General features: G+C 64.6%; 12 protein-coding genes and 1 pseudogene. 10 read left to right on the top strand and 3 right to left on the bottom strand.

The genetic code is table 11. The features are described 5' to 3' along the window. Nucleotides 1-11 precede the first annotated feature (11 nt). The gene (locus AC1DT7_RS14900; protein WP_478036812.1) at nucleotides 12-1,856 is read left to right on the top strand and encodes a WD40 repeat domain-containing protein; all 1,845 of its coding nucleotides are present in this window, start codon (nucleotides 12-14) and stop codon (nucleotides 1,854-1,856) included. Between the two features lie 66 nt (nucleotides 1,857-1,922). After that, complete coding sequence (locus AC1DT7_RS14895) at nucleotides 1,923-3,524, top strand: hypothetical protein (protein ID WP_478036811.1); 1,602 nt, start codon at nucleotides 1,923-1,925, stop codon at nucleotides 3,522-3,524. Nucleotides 3,525-3,580: 56 nt separating this feature from the next. Here the strand turns inward: AC1DT7_RS14895 and AC1DT7_RS14890 are convergent, their stop codons facing one another. Next, on the bottom strand, nucleotides 3,581-4,807 hold the full coding sequence (locus AC1DT7_RS14890; RefSeq protein WP_478036810.1) for a hypothetical protein: 1,227 nt from the start codon (nucleotides 4,805-4,807) through the stop codon (nucleotides 3,581-3,583). 126 nt (nucleotides 4,808-4,933) lie between these two features. Between AC1DT7_RS14890 and AC1DT7_RS14885 the strand changes: the two genes are divergently transcribed. Continuing rightward, nucleotides 4,934-6,085: a glycosyltransferase family 4 protein gene (locus AC1DT7_RS14885; protein WP_478036809.1), complete on the top strand. Its 1,152-nt coding sequence runs from the start codon at nucleotides 4,934-4,936 to the stop codon at nucleotides 6,083-6,085. Here AC1DT7_RS14885 and AC1DT7_RS14880 read toward each other — a convergent pair. Continuing rightward, nucleotides 6,082-6,834 (bottom strand): hypothetical protein, encoded by a 753-nt coding sequence (locus tag AC1DT7_RS14880; protein WP_478036808.1) that lies wholly within the window; start codon nucleotides 6,832-6,834, stop codon nucleotides 6,082-6,084. The genes AC1DT7_RS14885 and AC1DT7_RS14880 overlap by 4 nt on opposite strands. 98 nt (nucleotides 6,835-6,932) lie before the next feature. Between AC1DT7_RS14880 and AC1DT7_RS14875 the strand changes: the two genes are divergently transcribed. From AC1DT7_RS14875 to hpnN, 7 genes are all read left to right on the top strand, one after another. Then, nucleotides 6,933-7,610: a class I SAM-dependent methyltransferase gene (locus tag AC1DT7_RS14875; RefSeq protein WP_478036807.1), complete on the top strand. Its 678-nt coding sequence runs from the start codon at nucleotides 6,933-6,935 to the stop codon at nucleotides 7,608-7,610. Next, nucleotides 7,610-9,739 (top strand): GNAT family N-acetyltransferase, encoded by a 2,130-nt coding sequence (locus tag AC1DT7_RS14870; RefSeq protein ID WP_478036806.1) that lies wholly within the window; start codon nucleotides 7,610-7,612, stop codon nucleotides 9,737-9,739. Before AC1DT7_RS14875 ends, AC1DT7_RS14870 begins: the two co-directional genes overlap by 1 nt. Beyond that, nucleotides 9,736-10,602, top strand: coding sequence for a glucosamine inositolphosphorylceramide transferase family protein (locus AC1DT7_RS14865; protein ID WP_478036805.1), 867 nt, complete (start codon nucleotides 9,736-9,738; stop codon nucleotides 10,600-10,602). The genes AC1DT7_RS14870 and AC1DT7_RS14865 overlap by 4 nt, the downstream gene beginning before the upstream one ends. A 162-nt stretch (nucleotides 10,603-10,764) precedes the next feature. Continuing rightward, a complete protein-coding gene (locus tag AC1DT7_RS14860; RefSeq protein ID WP_478036804.1) occupies nucleotides 10,765-12,435 on the top strand; it encodes a hypothetical protein in 1,671 nt (556 codons plus the stop codon). 521 nt (nucleotides 12,436-12,956) lie between these two features. Next, a complete protein-coding gene (gene dxs / locus AC1DT7_RS14855) occupies nucleotides 12,957-14,891 on the top strand; it encodes a 1-deoxy-D-xylulose-5-phosphate synthase (RefSeq protein ID WP_478036803.1) in 1,935 nt (644 codons plus the stop codon). Beyond that, nucleotides 14,881-15,348 carry a DUF2141 domain-containing protein gene (locus AC1DT7_RS14850; protein ID WP_478036802.1) on the top strand — a complete coding sequence of 156 codons (468 nt, stop codon included), beginning with the start codon at nucleotides 14,881-14,883 and terminating at the stop codon, nucleotides 15,346-15,348. Before dxs ends, AC1DT7_RS14850 begins: the two co-directional genes overlap by 11 nt. A gap of 4 nt (nucleotides 15,349-15,352) precedes the next feature. Continuing rightward, nucleotides 15,353-17,956 (top strand): hopanoid transporter HpnN, encoded by a 2,604-nt coding sequence (hpnN, locus tag AC1DT7_RS14845; RefSeq protein ID WP_478036801.1) that lies wholly within the window; start codon nucleotides 15,353-15,355, stop codon nucleotides 17,954-17,956. A 255-nt stretch (nucleotides 17,957-18,211) separates the two neighbouring features. On the opposite strand, the pseudogene AC1DT7_RS14840 reads toward hpnN, so the two are convergent. Then, nucleotides 18,212-18,419 (bottom strand): annotated as a pseudogene (locus tag AC1DT7_RS14840) (IS110 family transposase); the annotation flags it as partial.

Raw genomic sequence — 18,419 nt, 5'->3', positions numbered from 1 at the left:
GAGCGCCCCGGATGCTCAACGCCCCTCTTTCCGCTATCGCGGCCGACAGCTTCACCCGCCATCGCGGGCCGGTCACCTCGGTCGCTGCCATTCCCGACCGGGCCGCTGCGGTTGCCGTCGCCTATGACGGAGCGGTGTCGCTGTTCGATCTGGAAGCCGGCACTGTCGAGCTGCTCGGCTATCACCGGCATCTCGCCAACCATGTCACGGTGAGCGAGGACGGGATATGGGCTGCGTCCTCCTCGTCCGATTACGACATCCACATCTGGAACCTGCGCGACCGGAAGCTGGCGCTTGTCCTCCGCGGGCATAGCGACGACGTCGAAGGCTTCGCCTTTGTCGATGCGTCGACCGGCGTCTCCGCGTCGCGCGACCGGCGGATCATCGTGTGGGATCTCGCCACCGGCGCGATCCGTCGGACGATCGAGGGGCACGAGAAGGATGTGCTGTCGGTCGCCTGCCGCGACGGGCTGATCTACTCGTCCGGCGACGACATGACCCTGCGGCAATGGGACATCGCCACGGGTGCGTTGCTCCGCACCTGGGGGCCGTTCGAAACCGAAACCGACACCTGCGCCATCGACATGCAGAACAACCGGGTGGTGCTGGGCTGCGACGACGGCATCATCCGCGTCTTCGACAGTCGTGACGGCACGGCGCTGGCCTCGATCGAGGCACATGGATCCGGGATCAAGAAGGTCGCCGTCTCGCCGGTCAATGGCGACATCCTGTCCTGCGCCTATGATCAGCGGATCACGATCTGGGATGCGTCGTCCTACACGCCCAAGGTCGATCTGGAAAATCACGCGTCGAAATGGGAGCGCTCTTTCGGCTGGTCGCCTGATGGCGCGACGATCCTGGCCGGCACCTTCGACGGCACCGTCGTGCAATGGGATACCGCATCGGGCGAGATCCTTCGGGAGGTCGGCGGAGCGCCGGGCGACCAGGGCAATGCCTGTTTCAACGAAGCCGCAGGGGCCGCTGACGGCAGCGTTGCGCTGGTTGCCGACGACGGCATGGTGCGGCTGATCCGGCTGACCGGTCAGGAAGCCGCCCTGACCGCGCGCACCGCGCCGCCGGGCGGCCGCCGGCTGATGAATGCGGTGACACGCGATCCCAAGGCAGATCGCGTGATCGCCGGATCGCACGATCACAAGCTGCACATCTTCGACGGCGCCGGGCTGGAAAGTGTGGCGGCGGTGGCGCTGGGGCAGGGGCCGATCAACTCGATCCGGGTTGCGCAGTGCGCCGGGCACGAGGGCGCGCTGTTCGCGGCCTGCTATAGCGGTGCGATCGTCCGCGTTTCGCCTGACGGAATGGTGGTGCGGGCGCATGCCCTGCATGATGGCGCGGTGAAGGCGCTGCGCCTGCATCCCAGCCAGCCGCTCGGCGTCAGTTGCAGCGCCGATGGCGGGCTCCTGTCCTGGACGCTCGACGGCGAAATAGTACGGCATTTCCCCGGGCACACGGCGATCGTCGACGATGTCGATCTTTCTCCGGCAGGCGACCGCATTGCCAGCGCTTCGCGCGATTTTACGCTGAACGTCTATGACGTGGCGGATGGTCGGCTGACCCATTCGATCGAGCTTGGCCGGCGTTCCCCCAAATCGCTTTGCTTCTGGGATGCGGATACCGTGATCGTCGGCGATTATTGGGGCGCGCTGATCAAGGCCGATCTGAGCACCGGCCGCGTTACCCGGCGGACGATCGCCGCCAATGGCATCAGTTCGCTGTCGCACGGTGGCGATGAGCTGATCGCCTCCTCCTATGACGGCGGGGTCTATCTCGTTTCGGTCTTCGATCTCTCCGTGCGCAATGTCTATCGCGCGATGACCCAGCGGGTCGGCGCCCCCTGATCCAGCAGCAATTGCCCCATGTTGTGAGCGTTCCGGACTTTCATCGATCTTGAAGGAGCATTCGAAATGACACCGAGCAGATGGCTATTGTCGGCGTGTCTATTCCTGTTTGTGGGCGTCGCTGCCAAAAGCTCAGTCCAGTCCCAGGCGCCCGCCGGGCCGGCGCCGCTCTGCGCGGTGACCAGCGCTGAATTCGCGACCTGGAAGGTCGGCAGCAATTTCGCGCCGCCTGACAGCGCCAGCTTCGATCCGTCGTCAGACTGCAAATTCTACAAATGGTCGTCGCAGATGTTCCTGTGGCTGACGACCAAGGATACCCGCGGCAACCTGCTGATGTTCTCGCCGAAATTCGACAATGCGGTCGAGGACACCAGCACCGGCGCCTTCCAGCTGGTCAACAGCACCGGCGTCGATGCTCAGGGCAAGGCCAATGTGTCGTTCAGGGTGCGGGTCAACAAGCCCAAGGTGCTGCTGCTGAAATCGGCCAACAGCACCAACAGTGTCGCCGCCGGTCCGGCGGGTGACACCGACTCTACCGGCCAGGCGGGCGGTGGCGTGCTGATCGTCAACGGCAAGCCGGTCGCCGTACCCGGGAAAACGGGCCTCTCGACCTATCCGGTCGTTTATTACGCGATCCAGGAGAATGACGTCTTCACCGCGCTCAAGGAGCATTGGCGCAAGGTGCCCTATTATAATGCGGGCCCGAACAAGACCAATTTCCCGATCACGCTCGACCAGGCGAAGCAGATTCAGACCGCGTCGGGCAAGACTCTGCCGAACCTGAGCCAGCTCGCGGTCGAGGTGAAGAGCGCCTGGGTCGATACGGCTTATCTAACCCCGGCGCAGACAAGCAGCCTCGTCACGATCAAATCGGATGTCCCGGCCTTTTCGCAGGCGCTGAACAGCAAGGGGCAGTTGGTGCTGAGCTGGGACGGCACGACCATGGTCACCCGCACATTGGCGATGGTCGGCATGCATGTCGTCGGATCGGTCAACAACCACCCGGAGATGGTCTGGGCGACGTTCGAATCGAACTTCAACAGCCCGGATTCGACCTATTCCTATCTCAACCAGAATTACGATCCGGTGGCCAAGGCGTGCAAGGCGGGCACTACCTGCCTCAACACCGTTACCTTCAGCACGACGAGCAGCCAGCCATCGATCTTCTATAACGGGACGAAGGGTGCCTCCACCGCACCTGACGTGATCGTCGAGACGGCATCGTCTGGTAACGACAGTAGCATCGTCGCATCATCCGGAATGCTGACCGCAACCAGCGTGGCGCGCCTCAATCCATGGGGAAGCCAGCAGCCGACGACGCCGACGCCGACCGACCCGGCGGTGCTCAACAACACGCTGCTCGTATCGCTGATGCAGTCGCTTCAGCCGAAGCTGGCTGCGTCGGGCACCACCGGCAAGGCGCTGGCCAATTATTTCCTGGTCGGGGCGATCTGGAGCAACCGCATCATCCCGCCTCAGCCGGGGTACCAGCTGATCGGGTCGCAGTTCGTCGCGAACACCACCATGGAAACCTTCCAGCAGGTGCGGCCGGGCAATCCCGACCCGGGGGCGACGGCAAGCAACTGCTTCAGCTGCCATAACGACGCCGACGGTACGCAGGGCACCAGTATCAGCCACGTCTTCCCCAACACGGTTGTCTTCCGCTGATCCTCGCCTGAACCTGCCCCGCCGCGAACCCGGTTCGCGGCGGGGTTTTTATCGGATCAGAACCTGATCGACTGACGGTGGAACGCGCGGGCGAGCAGGGGATCGCCGCCATGCGCGAAATAGCGGTCGCGATAATCCCGCGCCGTGATCGCATTGACGCTGCTGTTGCTATGGTCGGAGCCGTAAAGGAAGATACCCGGTGCTGCTTCGGCGAGGCGGACGATCCAGTCCTCATAGATCCGGCGCTTTTCCTCCAGGCTGTAATGGGTCGCGCTGAAGATGGTGCAGAAGGCATTGCTCCACCAGATCAGCGCGCCGGGCTCGTTCCTGACCCGTGCAAGCAGGGGATCGGCCTCGAGAATGTTGCAGAGAAGATAGTCGCGCTGCAGCCCGCGGAACTGGCGCCAATGATCCTCGAAGCTTTCAGCGCCGCCCCAACGGGTCAGCTCGGCCGTCCACAGGCGCTTGAGCTCGGTCCAATCCATGTTGTCGGGCGAGGCGCCGGGCCAGAGATAATAATGGGCGCCTTCCTGCTGTTCGAACAGACGGCGCAGGAAATTCGGATAGTCGCGCCCGTCCCATTCGCCGTCCAACCGGCGGCGGAAATCCAGCGCCTTGGTGCTGTAGTCGAAGAACAGGACCCGGCTGTCCGCGTCGATCCCGTGAGTGGCCAGAATGCGGTTCGGCTTCAGCCCGGCCGCAACGCAATAAAGAGTGGAAACGGGTGCGGTGAAGCCGGGCGGCGGTTCGGCGACATCGTCATAGGATTCATAATTCAGCACGAACACGCCGCGACCGGCCTTTTCCGACATCTCGTCGAGAAAGCCGAGAAAACCGGCCGCGGCGCTGAGGTCCGGCCGCAGATCGATCAGATGCCCTTCCAGCTCGGGCCCGAAAGGAAGTGGTGGTGCGGCGCCAGGGCCGGGCTCCCCCTTTTGCGTCCAGGCGATCAGGTCGACCAGCAGGCAGCGGTCCGGAATGCCGGCAAAAATGAAATCGCGGCCGCTGGTCCAGCCGTGCAACGCGTCGAAGAAGCTGCGCGCCTTGCCGCCGTTCGGGCCGGCATGTTCGGCAACGACATGGCCATAGCCCTGGACGAGGCAATAGCGCGTTCCGGCCGAGCGCGCACGCGTAAGCAGGCGGTGCAGATCGGCATCCTCGACGATCTCGCCGAAATAATGCCAGCGCAGCCATGACACGGTTAGGTCGCGCGCGCGGCCGGCCGAGGTGCCGGCGCCCGCGGTTTCTGGCGAACCGAGCAATCCGCAGATCAGGTCGCGCACATGTCTCTCCCCCGGTGATCGATGCCGAACTGTACCGGGCGGATCACAGGAGGCGCATAGCGGATGCCCCCATTTTGACAGCTACTCGGCTTGACCATGGGGCGTGCCGGGCACCTAGTGCCCGCAATGGGCGCGACCATATTCCTGCTGCAGGATGCCGTGTATTTTCCGTCCTATGGCGGGGGCAACAAGGCAAACCGGCTCTTGCTGGCCGAGCTGGCAGCGCGCGGGTTCGATTGCCACGCGGTGTCGCGCACGCCAGGTGAACGCCGGGTTCTGGCCGATCGCTTCAGCGCGACGGCGCTGGCGGCACAGGGCATCTCGGTCGAGGCCGGCGAGGGCGGCATGTCCTATCGCCATGAAGGCGTGCGGGTAGAGGCGCTCGATCTCGACGGCCCCGAGGCACGCGAGCGGATCGAAAGACTCATTGCCGAGATCGAGCCCGACTGGATCCTCGTCTCCGACGATCGTCCCGCGATGTTGCTCGATGTCGCCCTGAGCTGCGCGCCGGACAGGGTGGTGGCACTGGTCCATACCCATTTCCATCTGCCCTTCGGCCCCGAGGCCGAGAGGCATGATCCGGTCCAGCATGAAAGGTTGCGACGTGCCCGGGGCGTGGTTGCGGTCAGCGAGCACAGCCGGGTCTATCTCCGCGAATTCGGTGGCCTGGACTCGGTCAGGCTGCACTTTCCGGTGTTCGGCAAAGGGCCGTTCGAGGCGCACGACGACCCTGACTCCGGCTATGTGACGATGATCAATCCCTGCCTCGTCAAAGGGCTGCCGATCTTCCTCGAACTGGCGAGGGTGTTTGCCGATACACCCTTCGCCGCCGTGCCGACCTGGGGTGGCGACGCGGCCGTGCGGGAACAACTCTCTCGCCTGCCGAACGTGACGATAGTCGAACCGGCCGACGATATCGGCATCGTCCTTCGCGACACGCGGATCCTGGTGGCGCCATCGCTGGTTCCGGAGACGTTCGGGTACGTCGCGATCGACGCAATGCTGCGCAGCATTCCGGTTCTGGCCGGCAATCTCGGCGGCCAGCCCGAGGCGAAGCTCGGGGTGGATTTTATCCTGCCGGTGGCCCCCGCAAAACGGACGGAGAAGGGGCATGTCGCGCCGCCACAAGATGTCGCGCCGTGGCAGGCGGCGCTGCATGGCCTGCTGACGGATGCAGGGGCGTACCGGCGTTGCGCGGCCGCGTCTCGCGAAGCGGCGCGGCGCTTCCTTCCCGACACCGATGCCGGCCATTTCGCGCGCTATCTGGAATCGCTCTAACGTCCCGTCTCGTGAAGCTCTGCCTCGAGCTCGGTTCCCCGTAACGCCTCGCTGAGCGCATCATAGTTCGATATGGTTTCCCGCAGGACGGCCGGGGTCAGTTTCCAGGTCTGGCCCTCCGGCTGGGCGGGTCGGCCTTTGGCGCCGATAAAAGATAGAGCGGGTTCGATTCCGTTCGGCCCGAACAGATCCTCGTACCAGAGCAGTGCGTGGTCCTGGCCCGTCTCGCGGAGGGTTTGCTCGGTTTCCGCATAGAAGCGTTGGTGAAGGGCGATATTCTCCAGCAGTGCCGCATGATCGACATGCACCCGGGGCCGCGGTGCGGGGGCGCCGCGATCGTCATAGACTACCCATTCCCCGGTTTGCCGCGCGAGCAGCAGCGATACGAAGCTTTTCACCCGGTTGCGCCTTTTCAGGATGATCTTGCGCACCGACAGGTCGGGCAGCAAGGCGCGATAAGCCGGCTCATGCTGCCACAGGCACATCTTGAACCCCACCGCGGCCCGGCCGAGGTTGGTGGACCACACCCGGTTGAGAAACTCGACCGGATCGCGTTGCCGTTCCTCCATGCTGCCCAGCCTGAAATCGGTATCCTGAAGGTGCCGCGCCACGCCGATCACATGCGGATTGAAGATTTCGTGGTGGCACAGGATGTCCGGATGAGAATTCAGCACCGTGCACAGGAAATTGCTGCCGGTTCTGGTTGCATTCAAGATGATGAATCGAACCGCTTTCGGTGGTTTCGTCATCTTTCACTCCAGCGAGGACTGCGCCAACAAGGCAGGAACTGTTCGGGCGGCAAGTGTAGCCCCGCTCGCGGCATCGGAGAAAGGGCCTTCTTCCTCTCATGACGACTGACGAGCATTATGCAGCGGCGAGCGTGTGGGATACGCGTTTCCGGTCGATCCTCGCCGCCGGCGAACCCGACCGGTCGAGTCAATGGATGGAGCCGTTCCTGCCGCTGCTGAACGAGCGGGGCTGTCGCCGCATCTTCGATCTCGGATGCGGCACCGGCTATGACGCGCTGGCGCTCGCGCGGCGAGGATTTCAGGCCGAGGGCATGGATTTCGCCCAGGTCGCGATCGATCAGGCGCGGCGGCTCGCCGATGACGAAGGCCTGGCGGTCGAGTTCAGGCAAGGCGATGTCGGGGTGCCGCTGCCGTTTGAAGACGGGGCTTTCGACGCGGTGGTCAGCAATCTGGTGCTGCATTCGTTCGACGATATTGCCCTCAGGCGTATCGTCGGCGAGGTCCATCGCTGCCTGGGACCGCGCGGGCTCTTTCTCTTCCACGCGAATTCGATGGAGGATCTGGAGCGGCGGCTCGCGTTTCAGCCGCCCGAGCGTCGGCTGGGTCCTCGATCCTATGTGCTGTCCGGCGGCCAGACGATGCACTTCTTCAGTCGTGACTATTGCGAAGAGCTGTTCGCCGGCTGGAAGCAACTCATCCTCGAGCCGGTGACGAGCTTCGATCCAGAGGGCAACCTGATCAAGCAGGTGTGGCGCGGGGCCTTCCAGAAACCGTGATGCTGCGCACCGTCGCCATCGTCGATCCTTATGATGCCGGCGCTTTGCTGGCGCCGACCTTTGCCGGGCATGGCGTGGCTACGGTGATGGTAGGGAGCACGGCCGAGGTGCCGCAGGAAGCGGTCGCATCCTTTGACCCGACCGCCTTTGTGCATCTGCTGCCCTGGTCCGGCATGTTCGAAGACATGGTCCGGGCGCTGAAGGAGCGCGCCGTCGAGCACGTGATCGCCGGATCGGAACGTGGGGTGACCCTGGCCGATCGGCTCGGGGAGGCGCTGGGTGTTCCTGGGAACGGCACGCGCCTCAGCGAGGCACGACGCGATAAGGCCCGCATGATCGAACAGGTCGGCCGGCACGGTATCAGGGTGCCGCGGCAGATCGAGTCCGACAATCTCTACGATATCATGGCCTGGATCGATGAGGATGGACATTGGCCCGCCGTGCTGAAGCCGCGTCGGGCGAAGGGATCGGACGGTGTATATCTGTGCTCGTCGCGGGAAGAGGTGTCGCGCGCGTTTCATGCGGTCCATGGCCATGTCGATCGGCTTGGCTTCCGCAACGAGACGGTGCTGGTGCAGGAATTCCTGGCCGGGCGGGAATATGTCGTCGATACGGTCAGTGTTGGCGGGCGCCATCGCCTCGCCGCCCTATGGGCCTATGGCAAGCCGATGCCCGGCTTCAATACGGTCGGCCTGTTGTCTACCAAGGAATTGCTGCGGCCGGACGGTGCCCTGGCCGATATGCTCTTTGCCTTTGCGATACGGGTGCTCGATGCGCTGGAGATCCGCCACGGCGCGGGACATTGCGAGGTGATCGTCGACGGGGATGGCCCGGTGCTGGTGGAGATCGGGGCACGGCTGCATGGCGGCCCGCCGGCCCATCTGATGTGCCGGGCGGCCACCGGGACGAGCCAACTCGATCTGCTCGTGCAATCCTGTCTCGATCCGGCCGGTTTCGTCGACGGCGTGTCGCGGCGCTACGACTTGGGGCGTGCCACGGCGATGGCGCTGCTGCGCACCGACGCGCTCAGGGGGCAGATCGAGAAGCTTCCTTCCGCCCAGCGGGTCGTCTGGAATGCTTCGGCCGGTGAGCCTCAGCCGCCGGTGGCGGGGGTCGCAACCTTGATCCATGAGGACCCGGGCGTCGTCGAGGCCGATCTCGAGATCGTCACGGGGGGCATCAGTTGCGCGTTGCTCGACAGCCGCGATGCGGTCGGGGCCGTGGCATCGGAATGGCACGCGCTGCTTGGGCGCTCCCGCTGCAACCGCGCTTTTAGCGGACCGACCTGGTATCTGGCGGCGCTCGATGCCTGGCCCGGGCAAATGCCATGCGTGATCGCCGCGCGCCGGGCCGGGAGCCTTGTCGGCATCTTTCCCCTGATATGGCATCTGCAGGAAGAAGCTGCCCGCTTCGCCACCCTGTTGAGTGACTATAACGATCTGGTCGTAGCGGACGGTGATGTCGCCGCGGCGCGGCGGCTCATGATCTTTGCGCGGAGCCGCTTTCCGCGCCTCGACATGACCTGCATCCGCGCCGATTCCAACTGCGCGCTGGCCGGGGCAGATGTGCCGGTGCTGGTGGAGAAGAAATTCATCTGCCCGATCGCCGATCTTTCCGCCGGTTATGAAGGCTGGTTCGCCGCGCGAAGCCCGGGCTTTCAGCGAGAACTGGCGCTCGTTATACGCCGCGCGGCGCGACATGGCGTCGTCGCCCGTCGACTCGATCCCGAATGCGATGCTGCGATCGATCCGGCCGCCTTTTTCCTCGACATGCAGCGTGCCCGTTTCGGCGACCGCAGCCTGTTTTTGCGCGACCCGGCAGCGCGGGCCTTCGTTACCGCGGCGCTCCCGGAATTGTGGCGCGAGGGCGGTGCGCCGCTGTTTGGCCTCTGGGCCGGGAACCGGCTGATCGGACTGAACATCTGCATGCGGGGTGCCGACAGCCTCGGAAACTGGAATGCCGGGTTCCTCGCAGAGTTCGCGACCTTCTCGCCCGGCATGCTGATGGCAGATGCCGCCGTGCGGGAGGCCTGCGCGCTTGGGATGGCCGAGTTCGACTATCTTCGCGGGGTCGAGACCTACAAGCTGCGCTGGTGCTCCGGGCAGCGTGAGATCGGGCGGCTGGTATGACCGGGAGGCCCTTGCCGCCCGATCCCTGGTCGATCGGGTTATATGCCGGCCCCGATCCGCTGCATCTCGCCCCGCCGCGCGACATCGCCAATCCGATCATGACGCGCGAGCAAGTGACCGATGTGCCGGCCGCCTTCGTCGCCGATCCGTTCCTGCTGCCATATCGGGGCGAATGGCATCTGTTCTTCGAGGTGCTGAATCATGACCGGCAGACCGGGGAGATCGGATGGGCGAGCAGCCCGGATATGGTTGCCTGGTCCTATCGCGGGATCGTGCTGAGCGAGCCGTTCCATCTGTCTTATCCCCATGTGTTCGAGCATGAGGATGGCGTCTTCATGGTGCCGGAGACGCTGGGCGCGGGCGCCGTGCGCCTTTACCGCGCCGATCCGTTCCCGACCCGCTGGGTGCCGGCCGCCGACCTGATTCCGGGCCGGCTGGCCGATCCGTCCCTGTTCCGTTTCGAAGATCGCTGGTGGATGTTTGTCTGTCCGGCACCGTCGAGCCACGACACGCTCGCCTTGTTCCATGCGGAAACGCTCCAGGGGGCGTGGCACGAGCATCCGGCCAGTCCCTTGATCGTGGGCGACAGGAGCAGGGCGCGGCCTGGCGGGCGGGTCGTCGCCTGGGACGGGCGTTTGTATCGGTTCGCGCAGGATTGCGGTCGCCGCTATGGCGGTGGCGTCCGCGCGTTCGAGATCACCTGTCTGACGCCTGATCGATATGCCGAGCGGGAATGTGCCGAAAGCCCGATTCTCGGCCCGGTGGGCGCGGGCTGGAACGGCAAGGGCATGCACCATGTCGATGCCTGGCCGATCGCACCGGGCTGCTGGGTCGCCGCGGTCGACGGAATCCGGATCAAATAATTCTCGATCTGGTTGCCGGCCTGGAAAGGTTTTTCATCCGCACTATAGCCATTGTGGCCTCTTCTTTCATTGCTGGTGGTCGCGCCCAGTCATAAAGTCTCGTCATCAGGATATTCAAAGAATTTTAGGGTGCTTATCGATCTCTCTCAATAGGGGGTTGTCATGAAGACGATTACTTTGCTCCTGTGCGCGGGGTCGCTGGCGGCTGCCGCTGCCATGGCCCAGACTTCGTCGCCCGTACCTGCAGCATCGCCCGCGCCGCCGCCTTTCGGCCCCGTGGTCGGGCCCGGCCGGCCGCTCCAGACATCCGACATGACCAATCCCAATCCGCTGATCCCGGCCGATATCTATCGTAACGGCGCTGTCGCGCATCAGGATCTGGCGACCTTTGCCTGGCTCGAATTCATCTCGGCAGTCGCGCCCAATGCGGCCGGCAGCCGGGGCGTGCCCGGCGGCAGCTTCGCCGCCTCCGGCAATGCCAATGCCGGGCCGCTGGTCTGGGAAACCTATCAGCACCGCACCGAGCTGTTCCCCTGCAACGTCAACGGAACGTCCTCGACGCCGACCCCGCCCCAGCCTTGGGGAGCAGCGCCTACATATGTGACCACCGTTTCCGGCTCGAACCCGCAGCTTTGCAGCAGCATCACCCTTCCCGGCGGCGGGCCGCTCCCCTTCAACAATCTGGATGAGGCCAACCAGATCGGTCAAAACACGCTGTTCTTCCCGACCACGCCGGGCAATCCCCAGCCGGCGACCGACCCGCAGGTGTTGTTCGAGGCCAAGGTCAACCAGTATGAATCCAATTATGTGAACGCGAATTATGCGAGCTTCATTCCGAAGTTCGGCCCGTTCCATCTTTCACCAGGCATCACGCTGCCGACCACGACGGTTGAGGTGAAGGCGGCGTGGCGCCCACTCTCGTCGATCCCGTCCAGCCAGCGCTATCGTTATCATGTCTCGAACGTGCTCACTTATAGTGGCGCCGATTCGAGCCCCGTGACGAGGGTGGTGCCCTATGCGCTGATCGCGCTGCACATCATCCACAAGACGCCGAACTATCCGGCGTTCATCTTCGCGACGTTCGAACAGGTCGATGATTTCCGGAACCAGGTCACGGGCCAGCCTAGCGGCGTCTATTATGTTCCGGCCTATGGATCCATCGGCTACACCACCCCCGCCACCACGACCTTCCCGCCCAGCGGCAAAACGGTGCAGAATCCGAATATCGGGTTCAACGTGAACGCGCCGAGGGCGCAGCCCTATGGCACAAATGGCGTTGCCCTGCCGCTCGGCAATGTCAGCAGCATAGCCGGCGCGAAGGTGCTGAAGAATGGCGCGGTGGCAGTTCCAGTCACCTCTCCGGTCCCGACGGTGCCCGAGGTTACGAACGTAAACAGCCAGGCGCTTGCCGCGATGCGGAAGATCCCTGGCTTTGGCCAGAATTTCGTCTGGCAATATTATAAGCTGGCTGGGGTCCAGGCGATTCCTACCAACAATGAAAACACCAGGGATTTCTACCTGGCCAATATCGTGGTCGAGAGCAGCCAGCCGGGTATTCAGCTTTTCCGGGGCTTCCCGCCGATCACCAATGGTGTGCTGACCAACATCCGCAACCAGACCAACGTCATCGATTATCACAACAACCCCGGAAGCCTGACGTCGAGCGGTGGTTGCCAGGGGTGCCATGGCATCGCCCAGACTCAGAATGGGTTCGACTTCAGCTTCCTGTTCTTCGGCGTGGCGGGCGGGGGATTCTCGCCCGAGACTGTCGGCCTGCCAACGCCGCAGGTCGCCCAGGCCCGGCTGGCGAACAAGAAATATTTCAACAAATAGCGAACCATTGGAAATGGGAGGCTGCAGATCATATCCGCCGCCTCCCAACAGGGCCAATGCCTGCCCAGCATGGGGTTAGGTCGCCCATCTGGCCAGCTTTCCCCACGTCGGCTCAGGCCTAGCCGGCGCTTGCGACATGGCCATCGCAACATGGCAGGCAGTTCGCGGTGACGACGTCGAGCGTAGGACAGGGGCGAGCATGCCGACGCGAAGCCCGCCGCTGAATGGCCGCTCCGCATTTTCGAGGCTCTGTTCCGCTCCCAGCGCTACATCGTTCTTTCTCCGCAACCATCGCGCTCATCCGGGGCTGTCATTGTGATTCGCCCCGCCGCGCCGTGCGCGCGCATGCCGAACCTGCCGGATTGTCAGTGCCCGGAGAGGAGAGGGGACTGGAATTCGTCCTGCCGGACCCAATGTACGGAGCAGCCACGGCGTTCCGGCGCTGTTCAGGCGCGAACCTCTTTGATTGCGTCTGCGGTCGCTTCGACTAGGAAGGGCGCCGAAGGAGATCCGGTTTTAGCATGAATCCTGATTTCAAGACCCCGTTGCTGGACACGGTACGCACGCCCGCGGATTTGCGGGCCCTTCCTCCGACGAGGCTTCGCCAACTTGCCGACGAGTTGCGTGCCGAGACGATTGCGGCGGTGGGGGTGACGGGTGGTCACCTTGGGTCGGGGCTTGGCGTGGTCGAGCTGACGACGGCGATCCATTATGTGTTCGACACGCCGCGCGACCGGCTGATCTGGGATGTCGGGCATCAATGCTATCCGCACAAGATCCTGACCGGGCGCCGGGACCGGATCAGGACGCTGCGCATGGGTGGGGGCCTAAGCGGTTTTACCAAGCGCAGCGAGAGCGAGTATGACCCGTTCGGGGCGGCGCATTCGTCGACCTCGATCTCATCGGCGCTGGGCTTTGCGATCGCCAACAAGATCAAGGACGAGCCGGGCAAGGCGATCGCGGTGATCGGCGACGGCGCGATGAGCGCAGGCATGGCCTATGAGGCGATGAACAATGCCGAGGCCGCCGGCAACCGGCTGGTGGTGATCCTGAACGACAACGACATGTCGATCGCGCCGCCGGTGGGGGGGCTGTCGGCCTATCTGTCGCGGATCGTGTCGAGCCGCGAGTTCCTGAGCCTGCGCGATCTGGCGCGCCGGCTGGCGCGCAAGCTGCCGCGGCCGCTTCATTCGGCGGCGAAGAAGACCGACGAGTTCGCGCGCGGCATGGCGATGGGCGGCACCTTGTTCGAGGAGCTGGGCTTTTATTATGTGGGGCCGGTCGACGGCCATAATCTCGACCAGCTGATCCCGGTGCTCGAGAATGTGCGCGATGCCGATCACGGGCCGATCCTGGTCCATGTCGTGACCAAGAAGGGCAAGGGCTATGCCCCTGCCGAGGCGGCGGCGGACAAATATCACGGGGTGCAGCGGTTCGACGTGATCACCGGTGCCCAGGCCAAGGCGCCGCCGGGACCGCCTGCGTACCAGAATGTGTTCGGTGAAGCGCTGGTGAAGGAAGCGGCGACCGACCGCCGGATCTGCGCGATCACCGCAGCGATGCCGTCGGGCACGGGCCTCGACAAGTTCGCGAGCGCCTATCCCGACCGGTTCTTCGACGTGGGCATTGCCGAGCAGCATGCGGTGACGTTTGCAGCCGGGCTTGCCGCCCAGGGCATGCGGCCGTTCTGCGCGATCTACTCGACCTTCCTGCAGCGCGCCTATGACCAGGTCGTGCATGACGTGGCGATCCAGAACCTGCCGGTCCGCTTTGCGATCGACCGGGCCGGGCTGGTAGGCGCGGACGGTGCGACCCATGCCGGCAGCTTCGACGTGACCTATCTCGCGACGCTTCCCAACTTCGTGGTGATGGCGGCGGCCGACGAGGCGGAGCTGGTCCATATGACCCACACCTGTGTCGAGCATGACTCAGGTCCGATCGCGGTGCGGTATCCGCGCGGCAACGGGACGGGGGTTGCTCTGCCCGAGACACCGCTGCTGCTGGAGATCGGCAAGGGCCGGATCATGCGCGAGGGCAAGAAGGTGGCGATCCTCTCGCTGGGCACGCGGCTGGGCGAGGCGCTGAAGGCGGCCGATGCGCTGGATGCGCGGGGTCTGTCGACCACGGTCGCCGACCTGCGGTTCGCCAAGCCGCTGGACGAGGCCCTGATCCGCAAGCTGCTGACCACGCATGAGGTCGCGGTGACGATCGAGGAAGGCTCGGTCGGCGGCCTCGGCGCGCATGTGCTGACGCTTGCGAGCGACACGGGGCTGGTCGATGCGGGCCTCAAGATCCGCACCATGCGCCTGCCCGACACGTTCCAGGATCAGGACAAGCCCGAGAAGCAATATGCCGAGGCTGGTCTCGATGCCGATGCCATCGTCGACACCGTGCTCAAGGCACTCCGCCATAACTCGGGTGGCGTCGTCGAGGAGGCGAGGCGCGATGTCGTTTAAGCGGACACGAGCCTCGTTCGCCCTTCTGATCGGGTTCGGCGTCGCTGCGGCGGCGCCGGCACCTAACGGTACGCTGACGATCCGGATCGACAATGTCCGCAATTCGGCCGGTGTGGTCCATGTCGACATCTGCCCGCAGGCGCAGTTCCTGAAGGACGATTGTCCCTATGTCGGGGATTCTCCGGCCCATGCCGGTGTCACCATCGTCACTGTCCACGGCCTGCCTGCCGGGCGTTATGCGGCACAGGTGTTCCATGACGAGAACCGTAACAAGAAGGTCGATCGTGCGCTGTTCGGTATTCCGAAGGAAGGCGTCGGCTTTTCGAACGATGCCCGGATCAGCCTCGGGCCGCCGAAATGGGCCGATGCGGTGTTCGCCTTTAACGGGCAGGAGCAGGCGATCGGGCTGAAGATGCGTTATTTCCTTGGGGCTTCCGGGCCGGCAAAGGCACGCTGACGGCATGAGATCACCGATTCCCGCGTTGGTGACGGCGAGCGTTCGCCGGCCCTGGCTGACGCTTATCCTCTCGCTGGTCCTGGCCGGCGTGTCGCTGTTCTTCACGGCGGCGCGGTTCGACATGACGACCGATACGGCGGCGTTGATCTCGCCCGATATCGACTGGCGCAGGCAGGAAAGAGCGATGGAAGCCGCCTTTCCCCAGTTGCGCGACGTGATGGTCGTGGTGATCGATGGCCAGACGCCTGAACTGGCCGAGGATGCTGCGGCGAAGCTGACCGTTCAATTGGGCGAGGACAAGGCGCATTTCAAATTGGTGCGGCGGCCAGATGGGGGTGAGTTCTTCGCCCGCGAAGGGCTGTTGTTCGGATCGCGCGAGGATGTCCGCAAGGCGACCGCGGCGCTGATCGAGGCGCAACCGATGCTCGGGCCGCTCGCCGCCGATCCGTCGCTTCGCGGCGTGAGCGGCGCGTTGTCGACGATGCTCGACGGGGTCGAGGCGAAGGCGGCGACGCTCGACCAGATCGACCGGCCGATGCGGGCGTTGGCCGAGGCGACCGAGCGGTCGCTGGCGGGCAAACCCGCCTGGTTCTCGTGGCAGCAATTGTTCGCGACCGGTGCGGGACCGCTCGGCCCGCCGAAGCGCCGCCTGATCCTGGCCCAGCCGGTGCTCGATCACAGCGCGCTTATGCCCGGCGAAGCCGCGAGCGACGCGGTCCATGCCGCTGCAGCAGGGCTACGCCTCGATGCGGCCCACGGCGTCTCGGTGCGGCTGACGGGCGAGGTGCCGCTTGCCGATGAGGAATTCGCGACGCTGCAGGAGAATATCGGCGCGGTGGGCATGGTCATGCTCGGCGCGATGCTGGTGACGCTTTGGTTCGCGACACGGTCGGTCAGGCTGGTCGCCGCCATTTTCGGCACGATCATCCTAGGGCTGATCGTCACCCTAGCCGTGGGGCTGCTCGCGGTCGGGCGGCTCAACCTGATCTCGGTTGCCTTCATTCCCTTGTTCGTCGGGCTCGGCGTGGATTTCGGTATCCAGATCTGCGTGCGCTACAATGCCGAGCGGGTGACGGGGCTTGCCCCGGCCGCGGCGTTGCAGGCCGCGGCGACGGCGCTCGGCGCGCCGCTGCTGCTCGCCGCAGGCGCGGTGTTCCTCGGTTTCGGCGCTTTCCTGCCAACCGCCTATATCGGCATCGCCGAGCTTGGCGTGATCGCTGGCCTCGGCATGGTAATCGCGCTGCTGTTCAGCGTGACCTTGTTGCCTGCGCTGGTCCTGCTGTTGCGCCCCGGCGCCCCGCGCGGCGAGGTGGGGTTCGCTCAATTCGCGCCGGCCGACCGCTTCCTCGAACGGCGGCGCAAGGCAGTGCTCTGGGCCTTCGGCCTGTCGATGGTGGTGAGCATCGCGTTGCTTCCCTGGGTCGTGTTCGATTTCAACCCGCTCCATCTGCGCGATCCCAAGGCGGCGTCGATGCAGGCGCTGACCGACCTGACCCGCGACCCTGACCGGACGCCCAACACGATCGACGTGCTCGCGCCGAGCCCCCAGGCGGCAGCGGGGCTGGTGAAGCGCCTATCGGCGCTGCCCGAAGTAGGGCAGGTGATCTCGGTCGACAGCTTCGTGCCCGAGGATCAGACCGCCAAGCTGACCCTGATCCAGGACGCGTCGGTCCTGCTCGACCTGACGCTTAACCCGTTCGATATCGCACCGGCGCCCGATGATGCGGCATTGGTTACGTCGCTTCGCCAGGTGGCGGGGCGGCTGAAGGCTGTCGACGGGGCAGGGCAGGGTGTCGCCGATGCACGGCGCCTTGCGGCCGCGTTCGACCGGCTCGCCTCGGCGACGCCGGCCAAACGCGCCGAGGTGAACGCGATGCTGTCGCGGCCGCTGACGGTGATGCTCGATCAGGTTCGGGCGGCGCTTCAGGCCGAGCCGGTCACGCGCGAGAGCCTGCCAGCCGACATGGTCCGCGACTGGATCGCCCCCGATGGCCGTGCCCGGCTGCAGGTTTTTCCCAAGGGCGATGGCAACGACAACCAGGTGATCAAGCGTTTCCGCGCCGCGGTGGCGACGGTGACGCCCGCGATTTCGGGCCTGCCGGTCGCGACCCAGGCAGCAGCCTTCACCGTCGCCGGTGCGTTCGTGCAGGCCGGGGTGATCGCCTTCGTGCTGGTCAGTCTGTTGCTTCTGGCGGTGCTGCGCAACCTGCGCGAAGTGATGTTCACCCTGGCGCCGGTGATCCTGTCGATCTTCCTGACACTCGCGACCTGCGTGCTGATCGGCCAGCCGATCAACTTCGCCAACATCATCGCCTTCCCGCTGCTGTTCGGGGTCGGCGTCGCGTTTCACATCTATTTCGTGATGGCGTGGCGGAACGGTGCGACCGGGCTGCTCCAGTCGAGCCTAGCCCGCGCGGTGCTGTTCAGCGCGCTCGCCACGGGCACGGCATTCGGCAGCCTTTGGCTATCGCACCATCCGGGCACCGCGAGCATGGGCAAGATTCTGATGATCTCGCTCATCTGGACGCTGATCTGCGCGCTGGTGTTCGAGCCGGCCCTGCTCGGGCCGCCGGTGGAGCAGGACGAGCCTGAGCCGGTGCTGGCCTGAGGGTCATGGGCTTCGATGTACGGGCGGGAAAGGCGATGTGTCTGGCTGTTCCTGGCCGATTATTTTTTGCTGGCTGTTATGTTGGATTTCGTATCCAGATTTGCGACGTAATTTCAGCTATTTGCGATCATGCTGGCTGTTATCGAATAACAGCCAGATAACAGCCAGCATTTTGGCTGTTTCGCCCTGGAAAACGGCGCTGACGGTTCGCCGCGATTGTCTGTCGATGAGCGACTATCTGGCGTGTCAACGATTTCAAAGAGCGATGGCGAGTTGTGCGCGTGTTTCGCGTGCCTTTGAATTGAGTCTGACGAGGAGTTTTCTTGCAAGGGCGATGCGGACGACCATTTTTGGTTTTCCCTGTTGGGTGAGTCGTTGATGGAAGTCGTTCAGGGTCGGGTCGAACTTGCGGGCGATATTGGCGACGAGGAAGAGGATGGTGCGGACGGAAGCCCTTCCGCCT

The organism is Sphingomonas sp. P3_C6 (genome assembly GCF_056402595.1).
Note: the sequence above shows the minus strand (reverse complement) of the source record. Positions and strands in the feature narration are given on the sequence as shown.

Coding starts and splice junctions, on each gene's coding strand:
- AC1DT7_RS14900 (WP_478036812.1), top strand. CDS start 12: ATGCTCAACGCCCCTCTTTCCGCTATCGCGGCCGACAGCTTCACCCGC.
- AC1DT7_RS14895 (WP_478036811.1), top strand. CDS start 1,923: ATGACACCGAGCAGATGGCTATTGTCGGCGTGTCTATTCCTGTTTGTG.
- AC1DT7_RS14885 (WP_478036809.1), top strand. CDS start 4,934: ATGGGCGCGACCATATTCCTGCTGCAGGATGCCGTGTATTTTCCGTCC.
- AC1DT7_RS14880 (WP_478036808.1), bottom strand. CDS start 6,834: ATGACGAAACCACCGAAAGCGGTTCGATTCATCATCTTGAATGCAACC.
- AC1DT7_RS14875 (WP_478036807.1), top strand. CDS start 6,933: ATGACGACTGACGAGCATTATGCAGCGGCGAGCGTGTGGGATACGCGT.
- AC1DT7_RS14870 (WP_478036806.1), top strand. CDS start 7,610: ATGCTGCGCACCGTCGCCATCGTCGATCCTTATGATGCCGGCGCTTTG.
- AC1DT7_RS14865 (WP_478036805.1), top strand. CDS start 9,736: ATGACCGGGAGGCCCTTGCCGCCCGATCCCTGGTCGATCGGGTTATAT.
- AC1DT7_RS14860 (WP_478036804.1), top strand. CDS start 10,765: ATGAAGACGATTACTTTGCTCCTGTGCGCGGGGTCGCTGGCGGCTGCC.
- dxs (WP_478036803.1), top strand. CDS start 12,957: ATGAATCCTGATTTCAAGACCCCGTTGCTGGACACGGTACGCACGCCC.
- AC1DT7_RS14850 (WP_478036802.1), top strand. CDS start 14,881: ATGTCGTTTAAGCGGACACGAGCCTCGTTCGCCCTTCTGATCGGGTTC.
- hpnN (WP_478036801.1), top strand. CDS start 15,353: ATGAGATCACCGATTCCCGCGTTGGTGACGGCGAGCGTTCGCCGGCCC.